Origin of the sequence: Sutterella wadsworthensis (assembly GCF_003315195.1) — a bacterium.
Taxonomy (GTDB): Bacteria; Pseudomonadota; Gammaproteobacteria; order Burkholderiales; family Burkholderiaceae_F; genus Sutterella; species Sutterella wadsworthensis.
In genome coordinates this window covers 1-14,646 of sequence record NZ_QNRV01000022.1, presented here as the reverse complement: position 1 = coordinate 14,646, position 14,646 = coordinate 1, and the positions used below count along the sequence as shown (strand labels likewise).

12 protein-coding genes are annotated in these 14,646 nt (G+C 56.7%); 2 read left to right on the top strand and 10 right to left on the bottom strand.

The features are described from left to right. Positions 1–55: 55 nt before the first annotated feature. The gene (tadA, locus tag DES29_RS08945; protein WP_113854775.1) at positions 56–1,042 is read right to left on the bottom strand and encodes a tRNA adenosine(34) deaminase TadA; all 987 of its coding nucleotides are present in this window, start codon (positions 1,040–1,042) and stop codon (positions 56–58) included. 195 nt (positions 1,043–1,237) lie between these two features. On the opposite strand from tadA, the gene DES29_RS08940 reads away from it, so the two are divergent. After that, positions 1,238–1,672 carry a hypothetical protein gene (locus DES29_RS08940; RefSeq protein ID WP_021995249.1) on the top strand — a complete coding sequence of 145 codons (435 nt, stop codon included), beginning with the start codon at positions 1,238–1,240 and terminating at the stop codon, positions 1,670–1,672. 97 nt (positions 1,673–1,769) lie between these two features. On the opposite strand, the gene DES29_RS08935 is transcribed toward DES29_RS08940, so the two are convergent. The 9 genes from DES29_RS08935 to DES29_RS08895 all read right to left on the bottom strand — a co-directional run bounded on the left by DES29_RS08935 (position 1,770) and on the right by DES29_RS08895 (position 9,821). Further along, positions 1,770–2,081, bottom strand: coding sequence for a helix-turn-helix transcriptional regulator (locus DES29_RS08935; protein WP_021995250.1), 312 nt, complete (start codon positions 2,079–2,081; stop codon positions 1,770–1,772). Between the two features lie 30 nt (positions 2,082–2,111). After that, positions 2,112–3,278: an iron-containing alcohol dehydrogenase gene (locus tag DES29_RS08930; RefSeq protein ID WP_021995251.1), complete on the bottom strand. Its 1,167-nt coding sequence runs from the start codon at positions 3,276–3,278 to the stop codon at positions 2,112–2,114. Positions 3,279–3,462: 184 nt separating this feature from the next. Beyond that, positions 3,463–4,287, bottom strand: a complete 825-nt coding sequence (locus DES29_RS08925; protein WP_021995252.1) for a TrmH family RNA methyltransferase — start codon at positions 4,285–4,287, stop codon at positions 3,463–3,465. A 3-nt stretch (positions 4,288–4,290) separates the two neighbouring features. After that, positions 4,291–5,052: a ribonuclease HII gene (rnhB, locus tag DES29_RS08920; RefSeq protein ID WP_236578833.1), complete on the bottom strand. Its 762-nt coding sequence runs from the start codon at positions 5,050–5,052 to the stop codon at positions 4,291–4,293. A 79-nt stretch (positions 5,053–5,131) separates the two neighbouring features. After that, positions 5,132–6,310, bottom strand: coding sequence for a lipid-A-disaccharide synthase (gene lpxB, locus DES29_RS08915; RefSeq protein WP_021995254.1), 1,179 nt, complete (start codon positions 6,308–6,310; stop codon positions 5,132–5,134). Between the two features lie 37 nt (positions 6,311–6,347). Further along, positions 6,348–7,136, bottom strand: coding sequence for an acyl-ACP--UDP-N-acetylglucosamine O-acyltransferase (gene lpxA / locus DES29_RS08910; RefSeq protein WP_005430711.1), 789 nt, complete (start codon positions 7,134–7,136; stop codon positions 6,348–6,350). Between the two features lie 301 nt (positions 7,137–7,437). After that, on the bottom strand, positions 7,438–7,905 hold the full coding sequence (fabZ, locus tag DES29_RS08905; protein WP_005430710.1) for a 3-hydroxyacyl-ACP dehydratase FabZ: 468 nt from the start codon (positions 7,903–7,905) through the stop codon (positions 7,438–7,440). Positions 7,906–8,034: 129 nt separating this feature from the next. After that, positions 8,035–9,138 carry a UDP-3-O-(3-hydroxymyristoyl)glucosamine N-acyltransferase gene (gene lpxD, locus DES29_RS08900; RefSeq protein WP_021995257.1) on the bottom strand — a complete coding sequence of 368 codons (1,104 nt, stop codon included), beginning with the start codon at positions 9,136–9,138 and terminating at the stop codon, positions 8,035–8,037. A gap of 137 nt (positions 9,139–9,275) precedes the next feature. Continuing rightward, positions 9,276–9,821 (bottom strand): OmpH/Skp family outer membrane protein, encoded by a 546-nt coding sequence (locus DES29_RS08895; protein ID WP_005430707.1) that lies wholly within the window; start codon positions 9,819–9,821, stop codon positions 9,276–9,278. A gap of 691 nt (positions 9,822–10,512) precedes the next feature. Here DES29_RS08895 and DES29_RS08890 point away from each other — a divergent pair. Continuing rightward, the coding region (locus DES29_RS08890; protein WP_113854774.1) for a beta strand repeat-containing protein at positions 10,513–14,646 on the top strand (4,134 nt) is incomplete at its 3' end.

Sequence of the window (14,646 nt, the reverse complement as noted above, 5' to 3'; positions counted from 1 at the left end):
AAAAAACGACTTCAAGAAAATGCAAATGAAAGCGCCTTAAAGCGGCACCACCGCCTCATTGTGCGCAATTTTGCGGCGCATCGCTGCTCTCGGCAGCTTTTTGCGCTGCCTGCTCACTGCGCCGTTTGACAAAAAAATCCGTCAGTAATTTTTCCCCTTCGAGAGCCATAACGCCGCCCGTCACCATCGGACGATGATTGACGCCGGGAATGTCAAAAAGCCGAAAGGCACCCTCGAGAGCGCCGCGACGGCTGTCACCTGCGCCGTAGACAATGCGGCGGCACCGTGCCTCGGCAATAGCGCCCGCACACATCGGACAAGGTTCAAGCGTGACGTAAAGCGTCGTGTTGGTGAGCCGATGATTGGCGAGGGCGGCAGCGGCAGCACGCAGCGCAACGATTTCGGCATGCGCCGTGGGATCTCCGCTGCGAAGCGTCTCGTTGCCGCCGCGGGCGATCACCTTGCCGTCTGCAACCACGACGGCTCCGACAGGAATTTCTCCGGCCATCCCGGCCTCTTGTGCCTCTTCCAGCGCCATCCGCATGAAAGAACGGTCAGCCTCAGCATCAACGGGAGGTTCGGGCGGCCGATTCACTTCGCGGTTTTTAGCCTGGAGCGTCTCCCGCATACGAGCGCGTCGAAGCTTGAGAATCTCCTGCGCCGCCTCAAGCTCATCGGCCAAACGGTTCGCCGTAACGCCCGGGAGCGGCTCGAGACGCGAGCGCCATCGGGCGGGAGCACCGTCTTGAGGGTCTTCGGCCGCTTCGAGGAGCCCCTCCTCCAAAGCTGACGCCAAAAGCTCCGCCGGTTCTGCCTTAAGCCAACTGCCCGCACCCTGCAAAAAACCTTCAAAGCGCTGCAAGAGCGTTTCCTCAGAAAATGCAACAGTTGGCACAAAAAGCAGCGCAGCGCCCACTACGACACGGCGATCGCGGGGCTCAGTCTTCACGACCGAAGCGAGCGGAATACCTCGGCGGATAGAGAGTTCCGTAAAGCGGCCGATGTCGGCAAGCGTGTAGCTGCTGTCGATAAGGCGATACATATAAAGGCGTCGTTCGCAGGTTTGATGAAAAGTGAAAGAGGAGTCTCTGCGCACAGCGGGACGGTGATCCGCAGCGGTGATGCACTCGGAAGTGTAGCCTTTCGCTCTTCGCCTATACTTCCCGGCAGGTTTGCTGCGAGATAATCCGCTGCACCTTATCTCAAACGATTCCAACCGCTTTTTGGAGGTTTCTTCGTGCTGCGTTCCCAACCCGCTCTCTTTAAGTTCTGCCTCTGCGCGCTCTTCTCGACATGCGCCGCCGGCACAGTCTGCGCCGCTTCGGCCGCCGATGAACTTGCCGACTGCCTCTATGCCAACACTTCAGCTGAAGACAAGACCACCTTTTTGCAGTGGGCCTACGTAGCGCTCGGACGCACCGAAGCCGCTAAGTCCGTGCAGACGATTCCCGCCGCCAAAATTAAGACTGTAGAGAAGAAAGCTCAGACAACACTCACGCAGCTCGTCATGAAAAGCTGCCCCAAGCCGGCGATGAATCTGCTCCTCTCTGACCCTAAGAAAGGACTTGAAAAAACGCTGACATCGCTCGCCGGAAAGCTCGTGCAGGCGGAAGTCGAAAAGCGTACGTCACCCCTGCTTTCAATGACGATTACGGATCTCCTGAAGCGCTGATTGAGGGCTCCCCAAAACTCGGACCCCAAAGTATCCGTAAAAGTTGAGCGCCTTGAAAGAAAATCCTTTTCAAGGCGCTCAGCTTTTGACAAATCCATCAGTGCTGCGAAGCATTTGTCTCTGCATGAGCCGCATCCCATGCGGACTGCATTTCTAACCACGGCGCAGAGCCCGTGCCGAATACGGCGCCGGCCTGCTGCGCCATCGCGGCAGTCATCGGCGCGCGGCCTTCAAGCACGGCCAAAAGTTCCGCTTCACTGAGACTGAACCATTTAGCGGCGAGCGCCGTCGGCGTATCTTCGAGGATCTGTGCGAGCACCGCTCCCGGGTGCTGCAGGGTGTTTTGTCCCTTCGTGCTGCCCGAGCCGCTGCGTCTCGAGCGGCCTTTGCCTTTATTTTGCTGCGCCATGATGCGTTCTCCCATCATCCCATCAGCGGATTACTGCGCAGCGCGCAGCAGTGCTTCCACATCCGCTTTTTCGAGCGGCTTAAAGTGTCCTACCGCACCTTTGCGGCAGCAGTGGCGAGCCAGCGCTTCGATTGGACAGTCAACCGCACCGAGCTCCTGAAGCGTTAACGGCAGCTTCATCGTCTTCAACCACGCTTTGAAGGCCTCAATGCCCAGCGCGGCGGCCGCGGCATCATCCGCATCCTGTCCTACGCCCATGACTCGGCGGGCAAAATCCGCGAAGCGCTTCGGATTGACATGGCAAACCTGCTGCATCCAGGCCGGCATAACAACGGCGAGCCCGCAGCCGTGGATAATGGATTCGTTCCACCCCGAGATTTCGTGCTCAATCGCGTGGCACGCCCAGTCTTCTTCACGTCCAAGACCGAAGATGCCGTTGTGGGCAAATGAGCCGGCCAGACCAATCTGGCACCAGGCGTCATAGTTCGAAGGGTCGGCAAGCACTTTAGGACCAAACTTAATGATGGTTCGAAGCGCCGCTTCGGCCTGTCCATCCACAAAATCAGTGGCGGCGGTGTTGGAAAAATAACGTTCGCAGATGTGCGAGAGCATGTCGCAGACGCCAGCGCTGATGTGAATGGCCGGGAGCGTTGAGAAACGCTCCGGATTGATGAAGGCGGCTTTGGGGCGAATGTGTTCCGAACCGATGCCGGTCTTCGTGCCGTGATGCGTGATCACGGCTCGAACGGACTGCTCTGAACCCGCCGCAGGGATAGTCAATACCGCGAACACCGGCAATGCCCGTTCAACCTGCGCACGGCCGGCAAAGAAATCCCAGGCATCCCCTTCATATTCCAGACCGGCCGCTACAGCCTTAGCGGTATCGATCACCGAACCGCCGCCCACGGCGACCACCGCACGAATGCCCTGATCGCGCACCCAGTCAATCGTGTCGCGGACAAATCCCATCCGGGGATTGGGCTGCACACCGCCCATTTCAATAACGGCGAAGCCCGATTCCTGCAGACTGTCCTCCACTGCCCCCAGAATGCCGGTGCGGTGGGCCGATCCGCCGCCAAAAAGCACCAGCACCTTGCCCGGACGCCCCAGGATGGAGGTCATCACGCGGCCGACTTCATGTTCAGCGCTGCGGCCGAAAACGAGGCGGGTGGGATTGGCATAGGAGAAGTTGAGCATCTTGAACCTTAACGCGTGGGTCTTGGTGAACGGCTGATACGCCTAATAAAAAATTCGGTGAAACCGCTCCGCCCTGGGAGACTGCGGAAAGGCCGGAATGCTAACGGGAAAACAGTTTGCCGGCAACCCGAAGCGCTCACCGTAATGCGCCCTTTTGCCTTGAATGCAGAGCAGTTGAAATATATCAATGGCGCAGAGTGAGCCGACGACGCGCAGCATCGAAAAGGCAGACGGCCGCAGCCGCGCCGACATTTAAGGACTCCACCGACCGGCTGATCGGAATCCAATAGCGTTCGTCGGCCAGCTCGAGCGCCTTCACGGAAAGCCCCGGACCTTCAGCCCCCATCAGCCAGCAGATCGGTCCCGCGGCGGTATAGTCAGGCGCCTCAAAAAGGTTGACGCCGCCTCTGGCATCAGCCGCAAGGAGTCTTCCGCGATAGGCCACCCGGAATTTTTCTATCGAGATACCTTCGGCCAAATCCACCGCAAAGTGCGCGCCCATCCCTGCGCGCAGCACGCGCGGCGTCCACAAACCAGCGGTCCCCGGACCCGCGACTACAACTCGCACGCCCGCAGCTGCAGCGGTACGGATCAGCGTTCCGACATTGCCGGCATCCTGAACGCCGTCAAGGAAGAGGGCATCCGCGGCGGCCCATTTTTCCGGCGCCGGCGCGGCTGGCAGAGCAATTTCGCACATGACGCCCACACCGTTTTCCACGGGTGAAATGGCGTCATAAAGACGATCGCTCAAAACATAAAGCCGAGTCCCCGAAGTCTGCGCCGCACGCTCAGCGAGCGCTTTGGCTTCAGCTGTCGTGCGCCCTTCGGGAAGCATTACGGCGTTGATCTTCACCTCAGGATGCTCGAGCACGGTCTGCAGGAGATGAATGCCTTCGAGAACCGTCGCGCTCTCGCGCCTGACGGCCTTGGCCTCCAAGGCCAGCCGTCTCCAGCGTTTGAGCCGGGGGTTGGCGTCGCTTTCGATATAGAGATGCTGAGAAGAAGTCATGATTCACGCTTGGCTGAGAGGATTCGCTGCTGCATCGGAAGAATGCTGCGTCTTTTTTTCGCTCAGCATGGACTTGATGGGTTCAAAAGTCGTTCGATGCTCGGGACAGGGTCCCAAACGCTTCAAAGCATCGAGGTGCTGAGCCGTGCCGTAGCCGGCATGTTTGGCAAAGCCGTAAGCCGGCCACTTCTGATGGAGTTCAGCCATCCAATGGTCTCGAGCCGTTTTCGCGAGTATGGATGCGGCCGAAATAGCCGGCACTTTGTCATCTCCCTTCACAATGGTGTCGGACATGCAGGGCAGATGGGGCGGCCGGCGATTGCCGTCGATCAGAATATATTCAGGCGTCACGCTCCCGCTGCGGCTCTTGAGTGCCGCCACCGCACGCTCCATGGCGAGATAGGTGGCATTGAGAATATTCACGCGGTCAATCTCTTCCACCGTGGCCCAGCCGATGCTCCAGGCCAGCGCGCGTTCGCGAATGATGGGCGCCAATGCTTCTCTCTTTTTGGCCGAAAGCTTCTTTGAGTCCGCCAATCCCTCAATGGGATTTTCGGGATCAAGAATCACTGCCGCGGCGCAGACGGGCCCGGCTAACGGGCCGCGTCCCGCTTCATCCACGCCGGCCGTTAAAAGCGGCAGATGCGCTTCACCTTCAGCGTCACAGAAAAAAAGATTGTCTCTGAGAGCAGCTTCGGGAGAAGCAGAAGCTAAAGATGCTCTGCGGCGCGGCATGGTGTGTGAGTGAAGAGAGTATGAGTCCATAAAATCAGACCGGCGCATCTGGACGGACACGCCGGTATATCCGCAGCTCGCGCAGAGCGAGAGCTGCTGCTAGTGGGCATTACCAGCGGCGAAGCGCTCTGGATTCAAGCACTTCAGCGACCAGCGAGGGCGTATCTGCCTTCAGACTTTCATGGAGCGCCGTAAACCGTTCAACCAGCTCCTTACGCTTCGCGTCGTTGGTGAGTGCATCCTGCAGCGCCCAGGAGATCTGATCTGCACGGCAGTAATACTGCAGAAATTCCGGCACCACGTTTTCGCCCATCAAAATATTGGGCAGCGATACGCAGCGAATGAGCCCTTTCCTCTGCATGATGAGACCGGTAAGCGCCGGCATCAGGTAGCCCACAACCATGGGTTTCTTGTAAAGCGCCGCCTCGAGCGCAGCAGTCCCGGAAGCGCAGAGCACCGCATCGGCGGCTTCGATCATGCGGTGGCTTTCGCCGACACGCACGATCATGCGCTGCGCCAAGCGGGCGTACTGCCCCGCAATGAAGATGATGCGCTCACGCGCCGCCTCGTCCGCTGCCGGGATAAGAACGTGCATGTCGCTGAAGCGATGCAGGAGCTTTTCAATGGCGCCGAAGAAAGCCGGCGCACAGCCTTTGACTTCGTCAATGCGCGAGCCGGGCATGACCGTCACGACAGGCAGCGAATCTTCCATCAGACCATAGTCACGGCGAGCGCCTTCCGTATCGGGCTTCATCGGAATTACGCCGGCCAAGGGATGACCGACATACGTTGCGTCAATGCCGGCGCGCTTATAAATCTCCTGCTCGAAGGGGAAGACCAAGAGCATATGGTCAACCGCTCGGCGGATCTGGTGGATGCGCTCCGGACGCCAGGCCCAAATGGCCGGGCTCACAAAATGCACGGTCGGAATACCGCGGCGGCGAAGTTTCTGCTCAATGCCGAGATTAAAGTCCGGTGCATCAACGCCCACAAAAACACGGGGGCTTGACTCGGAAATGCTGCGCACGAGTTCGCCCCGAAGCTGCACGAGCCGCGGCAAGTGCATGAGCACTTCCACATAGCCGCGCACAGAAAGCTCCCGAATATCGTGCCAGGAATGAAAATTCACAGCGCGCATGCGCGGACCGCCCACGCCGTACTGCGGCGTGCCGGGGAAGCGTTTTTCAACTTCCGGGAGCACGAGGCTTGCAATATAGTCGCCGCTTGCTTCACCAGCGAGCCAAGCAATGCCATTCTTGTCGATCGCAGGGGTCGGTCTCGTTCCCATAATGGGGTCTCCTAGGAAGTGTTCTTAACTTTGAAGTTCAACGGACACAGCCGCGTTGGGTAGTTGTGACGAAGTCAATAAAGAGCTGAAGCGCATCAGACGCCCCCGGGTAGTCACTCTTTAAAGCTTCAATAAGCGGCACAGCTTCTTTCACCGTTAGCTGTTCACGATAGAAATGTCCATAGGCCTTGCGCAGCGCACGGAGCTGTTCATCGGTAAATCCCGCGCGGCGCAGTCCCACAAGATTGAGCCCCGCGGCTTTGGCCGGGTTGAGATGAGCCATCACAAAGGGCGGCACATCCTGGAGCACGCCCGCAGCGCCGCCAACCATGGCATAAGCACCGATGCGCACGAACTGATGCGCTGCGGACTGTCCGCCGAGAATGGCGTGGTCGCCGACAATGACATGACCGCCCAAAGCCACATTATTGGCCAAAATCACGTCGCTGCCGACCTGACAGTCGTGCGCCACATGGGCATTGGCCATAAAGAGATTGCGGCTGCCGACAGTCGTTAAGCCCTGATCCTGAATAGTGCCGATCGACATCGTGCAGTTTTCGCGAATCACGTTGTCGTCACCCACCACCAGACGCGTATCCTCGCCGCGGTACTTTTTGTCCTGCGGATGGCAGCCAATACTCGCTCCCGCGTAGATCACATTGCGTGCGCCGATCGTAGTGGAGCCCTCCACCACAACATGGCTGCGCAGGACCGTACCCGCGCCGATGCACACCTTGGGACCGACCAGACAGAAAGGACCGACCACGACGTCTTCGGCAAGTTCTGCCTGAGAATCGACGATTGCGCTCGGATGAATCTGGGTCATGAAAAGAATCCTTTGTGGTTAGGAAGGATGAATCGTGCGTCGTTTGCCTGATTACTCAGGTTCACTGCCGACGACCGCACTGCAGCCGCTTAGAGTGCACGACACTTCGCACGACAACTGTATCTCGTGATTATACGGACAAGCCTCTAGGGGAAACTGAAGGGCCTGCAATCGGTCACAAGTGCAGAAAAACGAAAAACGGCGCAGTGCAGCTTCCATTGGGAAACTGCCCAGCGCCGCTCGATCGAAATGCTCCGTCTGTACTCGCCTTTGGAGGCGAACTTACCGCCGGAGCCTTTCCTTATTCGTTTGCATGTTTGGGGGGTTCACGGCAAGCGCACATCATCGACGCCTGACAGGCTACCTGACCGTCCACACGGGCGACCGCTTCAAACCAACCCATACCCATCTTCGAACGAATGAACTTGCCTTCGATCACGAGCTGATCGCCAGGCTGCACGATGCGCTTGAAGCGGGCATTGTCAATGCCGGCAAAATAAAAGAGGCTCTTTTTGCGCACTTCTTCGGGAATGCGGGAAAGCGCAATGATGGCACAGGCCTGAGCCATCGCCTCCACAATGAGAACCCCCGGCATGACCGGAGCCTGTGGGAAGTGACCGGTGAACTGCGGCTCGTTCATCGTCACGTTCTTGATCGCCACCACGCGGTCGAGTTCATCAGAGAGCTCAACCACCCGGTCGATCAGCAGGAACGGAAAACGATGCGGGAGCATCTCCATGATGTCCTGAATGTTCAAGCTCTTCGGCATGAATACGTTTCCTTGCGGGTCTGTAGATGAATAAATTGGGGAAGCTTAGTGCAGAACCGGCGGGAAAATACCACATCACAAGTGCATTTCCCCGACGCGGCCAAAAGAGTGCCTGTAATTGTCGCTCTTTCAGCGATCCGCCGCTTCTGCCTTTTGGATTAGCTCGGCGAGCTGCGCGACCTGTTTTTGCAGATTTTTGAGCTCTTCGCGCATCTCGGGAAGCCGCGCAGTCAGCGCCGCCGCACGAACGAAGTCGCGCTTGGAGAGCGCCGGGAAGAAGCCCGTCAACTGTTTAGGCTCCTTGCCCCAGCCCGTAATGGCAGTTGCCGGCCCCACCGCTGAACCCGAGGGTATTTCAATGTGGCCGTTGATCATCGCGGCGCCGCCCACCATGACATGGTCGCCCACCGTCGTAGAGCCGGCGATCCCCACGCAAGAAGCCATTACGCAGTGCTTGCCGACGCGGACGTTGTGGCCGAGCTGAATCTGATTGTCAAGCTTTGTGCCTTCACCCACAAAGGTGTCATCAATCGCGCCGCGATCGATCGTCGTGTTGGCGCCGATTTCAACGTCAGCGCCCAATACCGTGCGGCCGCGCTGCGGGATCTTGATCCACTCGCCCTTAAAGGGTGCGAATCCGAAACCGTCACCCCCCAATACGGCGCCGGGCTGCACGACACTGCCGTCGCCGACAACTGTGCCGGCCTGCAGGACAGCATTGGGATAAATGACGCAGTCCCTGCCGATGTCGCAGTCTTCCCCAATATAGGCCCCAGCGCTGATGAGTGTGTTGGCCCCTACTTTGGCACCAGCCTGCACCACTGCCATCGGCTCAATGGAAGCAGTCGGATCGACAAAGGCGCTCTCCTCCACGAAAGCACGCGGATGGATGCCGGGGCTGCGCTTTACCGGATAGAAGATTTGCGAGGCAAAAGCAAAGAAGGCATACGGATCGTCGCACAAGAGCATCGTGCGGTTCGGGAGCTCCTCACCAAAAAGAGCCTTGGCATCACGTTCACGAAGCACAATCGCTGCGGCTTTTGTCGCCTTCATGGCCTCTGCGTAGCGCGGATCGGTCAGAAAGCTCATATCGCCCTCGCCTGCTTCCGCGGGAGACATAAAGCGGGAAACCGCAACATCCGCCCCAACCATCTGCATTTCCAAGCGGTTTTTTGAGCACTTCGAAACCTTGTCGACGAGTTCGGAAAGCAGCATTTGGGCAGTCTGCATCATGATGATGAAAATCCTTTATTCAAATAAATAGGCTGAAGACTTGTCGAAAGTCCCGGTTCTGAATCCGAGACTAAACGGCCAAGCCGCCCGTCGAGGACGGATGATGATGATCCCTTATGGTCTCATCTCCTGCAGTTTTATTTCTTTCGAGCGTCCGATGAAGCATCGAGCAAGTCAATCACGCGCTTCGTGAGGTCGATCCGATCACTGGCATAGAAGTACTCATAAAGTACAAGATCGAACTTCTCGCGTTTGGCGAGATCCTGCACTAGGCGTCCGGCACGGTTTTGCAGCAGGAGCACTTCTTCATTGCGGCGCTGGTTGAACTCCTCACGCGCCTCACGACTGCGGCGCGTCACGTCGCGCTCCATTTCCGCGAGTGCCCGACGCTCCTGCAGGCGAGTCGTCTCATCCATCGCAGGGGCATCTTTCTCAAAGCGTTCGAGACGGCTCTTAAATCGACGGCTGATGCCTTCAATTTCTTCCTGACGACGCTGGCCCTCGGCATTCAAACGGTCGCTTGCTTCAATGGCAGTCTTTGACTCCCGAAGAATACGTTCCATATTGACGACACCAATTTTGAGTTCCGCGGCCGCTGCGGCCGACGAAGCTGATGCGATGCCGACAGCACAGACGGCTGCTGTAAGCGCCGCTGCAGAGAAGAGACGAAGCGAATGCGTCATGGATGCCTCTATATGGATGGAAACATATCTGAACCGCATTGTAGTGTAGGTGAATTGCTCAGTTGAGGAAGATCTTGGAAGCACAAACCTGGGGAGCAGCAAGAAAAGTATTTTTTGCTGACCTTTTCGTGCACTGCATGAAAACAGGCGGCAAAACGATGGGACCTTTTCTCCTCACCTCATCGAAGTCTTTGAAGACTTTGACTTTGCGACATGGCTCCCGAGGAATTGTGCAGAACGTAACCAGTACGAGTAAGCATAGAAGCGGATCAGCGAGGCTCACAGCGGGCGGTTTTATGCAAATCGCCCCATTGTTTTGCCGCCAGCATGAAGCGATGGGGCGTTTACGATTATTTTGTGGAGACTTCCCTAGCTTGAGGAGCTCCGGTTTGTTTACATTGCAAAGGCATGCCCCGAAGTAAGAAATCGCATACAGCAGTCACATGTTTACAACGTTTTATCTGAGTGTTGCATATGAGCAAACTGCATTATTTAAGCGTTAACACTACCCATTCCAATCATTAAAGTTTACGCATTTAGAACGTTTTCAAAAATTCATCATAGGGTTTACCCCCCCCCATGATGTTGACACATCCATTCCTACACTCCCGTCAGTGCTTCGCGCACTTGTTCCGTTTATGGCGCGTAAACGCTGATGCAGAAAGAACCTCATTATTCTTGGAGTAAAAGAATGAATCGTAATTTCAAGGTGGTCTTCTCTAAAGCACGTGGTGCGCTGATGGTGGTTAACGAAGCCACATCCAGCGTCCAGGCTAAGGGTACAAAGACCGTTATCGCCGCCGCCGTCGCTGCGCTCTCTCTCGGCGCAGGCGTGGCTTCGGCTGCGGAGTATGTTTCCGCTGAAATCGGCTCTGGTGCTTCTTTGACAGTGAATGCTGACGGCAACACACCGTCTGGTGTTGTCGGTACGAAGTCTGATGACACGACCGGTACGCTGACGAAGGACGATACCGTTACCGGAGCCTATACGCTTAGCGGCGGCGAACTGATCATCAACGGTACGACCTTTAACGGGACGATTGCCGCTGATACCGATGCCAAGAAGGCCAACGGTACGATTACTCTCAACAGCGTTGCAAAATCGGGTACCGTAAACGGCGCCTCCTACACAGCGATTGCAGGAACCTTCTCCAAGCTCGACCTGAACCTCAACATCTACAACGCTGCATCTAACGGCACGAAGGGCGACGTGACGATCGGCGCCGACTCGAATGATCTCACGATCAAGGAAGGCACGCTTAAGACCGGTACCATCGAAGGCTCCAGCACCGCTGCCAATAAGGTGGCCGGTACCGCTACGATCACCGGCAAGAATCTCGCATTCGGCGTTGCTCCTGACCCTGTCGGCGACAAGGGAGAAACCAGTGTCACCAACCCTGGTTTTGCTTACGATTTCGACAATGCCGCTGATGTTACGCTCAATGTAACGGCTAAAGAGACCGTTGCGTTCAACAAGGGTACGATCACCAATGCCGGCACGATGACGGTTACCGGCAAGACCGGCGTGACCGTTGGGAAAGAGGTCTCGATCGCCAATACGGGTGACCTGACCTTCAAAGATGATGCGAAAGTTGACTTTAAGGCCGACTACACCGCTTCCGCCGGCCGCCTCTTCATCGAATCCGCCGACAATACTATTAGCGGCAATATCACTGCTGATTCTTTGAAGTTCGGTACTCGCATTACGGATTCGGATACGGCCAAGGAAACCAATCAGGTCGTTATCACGGGTAGCACTTCCAACACCATCGCCTACGGCAGCACTGTTGACGTCAAGGCTCTCACGGTTGAAGATGAAGTTACTACCGTCAAGGGTGCCCTGAAGGCTGCTACTACCACCATCGGTGCTGGTAAAAAGGGCGGACTTACGGTTTCGGACGAAGATGCCGGCAACAAGAAGTTCGCCGTCGTCACCCTCGGCGACATTACCGTTGGCAGCACAAAAGAAAAGGAAACGGATGCAGGTTCCTTCACTCTGACAAACAACGCCGAGAACGCTGTTGAAGCCTCTTCCCTCACGGTTGTTAAGAACACGAACGCTAGCACTTTCGAGCTCGGCGCCGGTAAGTTCTCTGTCGGCAAGCTCACCAATCAGGGGACGGTGACCCTCACAGACGGTGAATTCTCCCTCACAGGCGAAGGCTCCAACGCTTCCGGCGCTACGATCAATCTCGCTGACTCCGCGACTGCCTCCCTCGTCGTTGCTGAAGGCGCTTCTCTCCAGAACCAGGGTGATATCACCGGTACAAACGGCAAGATCAAGGTTAGCGGTACGCTGACGAACCTGCCGAAAATTGAAGCTGTTGGTGGGACTCCTGCAGTAAATGCCGGCACCATCACGGCCGCCGCTGTTGAAGTTGACGGCGTTCTCTCGACCGCGCTGGATGCCGCGACCTACAACGTCACCACGACGACGATCAATACTGCTGGCGAACTCCAGACTTCGCTTAACGCTCGTCTTGACGGTGTCGCGGTTGCTGATCAGAAGCCTGCTGACGCTCTCGAGATCGCCAAGACGATCACCCTCGAAGGCAAGATCACTGCTGCCGGCGCTGAAGTCCAGAACTACATCGTCAATGCTACGGGTGGTGCGTTCACCATTAAGGAGGCCGATAAGACCTTCAACACCGTGCAGGTTAAGGCTGGTGCATTCGCAACCGATGACGCCGACGTCACCCTCTCGGTCCTCGATGTGAAGGACGCCGGTACGGCTAAAGTCAATGGCGGCACGCTCAACGTCACGACGCTTAAGACTGCAGCCGCGACCAACACCGTCACCGTCGAAGATGGCACGCTCGCAACTTCGCTTACCGGTCTCGGTCTGAAGTACGACGCTACTACCAAGACTATCGGTGCCGATACGACAACCACAGGTGCTGGTAAGGTTACAACCGGTTCGATTGTCCTTAAGACATCCAGTCTCCTTGACCTTGATCTTGGTTCCGTCACGGAAGTGTCAAAGGACAAGATCGGCGAGTTGACTGGTAAAGTTGCGACTTCCTCTAAGGGTCTTATTGACATCGGCGCAACCAAGATCACCGAAGTTGAGACAGCCATTACAAACGGCAAGATCGACTCAACAGCTCTTGTTGCTGGTCTGACCAACGACACCATCAAGTCACTTACTGTGAAGAGTGGTGATACTGTCTCAGGTCACGACGCTATCTACGGCGCTATCGATCAGGACGAAAGCACGACAGCGAAGACCCTCACAATCGACGGCGTCAGTCTTACGCTGACTGGTACGGGCAACCTCGTTTCCTACACGGACACGAAAGTCAATCCGAAGGTCACAAAGCTCAGCAACATTACGTTTACTGACGCTGACTCCGAACTCGTCACCACCGGTGAAGGCGCTCAGATCGGTCAGATTGGTGATGGCAGTGATGCTACGAAAGGCTCCCTCTACGTCAAGTCTGGCGACCTGACTGCCAATGGTTCCGTTACGATTAACAGTCTTGAAGTCGCTTCCGGCGCCAAGCTCTCGATTGCCGATGATAAGGATGGCAAGGGTTATGACGTTACGACTGGGTTTGCGGCTAATAATGATGAATCTACCGCCCTTATCTCCGGCGAACTCGCTGCTGCCAACAGCGCTGTGACGTTTGGTTCGAAGGCAACGGCCACCTATGCAGATGGTGCTTACTCGTTCGACAACGTCAACAAGGTCACCGGCAAGCTTGCTGCCAAGACTTTGACGCTTGATGGCGATATGCTTGTCAATCAGGGCGGTACCGTCGAAGCTGCCACCCTATCCGGCCAGACCGTCTATGTCGGCGACTCTGCTAGCGCCGGTTCCCTCTCGGTGGGTGAACTTACTGCCGGCAGCATTTACGCCGATCCGACTTGGAAGGAAGACGGCTCTGCCGCCGCGGTTTCCCTTGTTGCGGTGAAGAAAGCTGCAAGCGGAACCTCCGTTGAAGCTGACCGCTCCTCGATCGTTTCTGTCGGTACGAGTGACGTCGCCGCCGGTACGGCCGCTTTCGCCAAGACGGGCTTCACGCTCGCCAAGACGAGTGCCTCCAAGAAGGAGTATTCGATCAATACCAAGACCGTTAACTCCGTCGTCTACGCTGAGGGTGTTCAGTACGAAGGCGCCGTTAAGGCCGACGGCAACGGTACGAAGGGTACTGTTAATAACGTCGTCAACATCGGTACCAACTCGATGCTCTTGGTCGATGCAACTAAGGTTGATGCTACGGGTGAGAAGTCGGTTTTCGTAAATCCTGTCTACATGGATGCCAACTCCGTTCTCTACGTTGACAACGTTAAGAACGGCGACAAGATCAGTCTGACAGCTACCGCGTCGGGTACCTCTATCAATGCAGATCTCGTCCACGAAGGCGATCTGCTGATGGGTGCCAACAAAGCTGATCTCGAAAAAGGCGTCCTCAGCTTCGAAATGGAAGATCAGGCAGATTTGGCTAAGTCCGGTATCACTGGCGCCGGCTTCGGCGTCATCTATGCCATGTACGAAAACGGCGAAAATGTCGGCAACGACAATGCCGTGTTCTTCCGCAATCTCGTGTCGACGCAGACTTCTGCTGCCTACCAGCAATTCTCTAACGGCAAATATGAGTGGAACACCCAGACACTCAACACGATCCTGAACGACGTCGCCGCCATCGGCGCCACGACGGGTGCTCAGGCCGTGACGATGGATGCCGTCAACCAGATGGCTGACACCGTTGCTGCTCGTACGTCCATCATCACGCAGCGCGCTCAGGGCGTCAACGTGTGGGTCGACGTCAACGGCGGCCGCTTCGAAGGCAAGAAGGTCATGGACGGTGCGGGCTACTCGTCC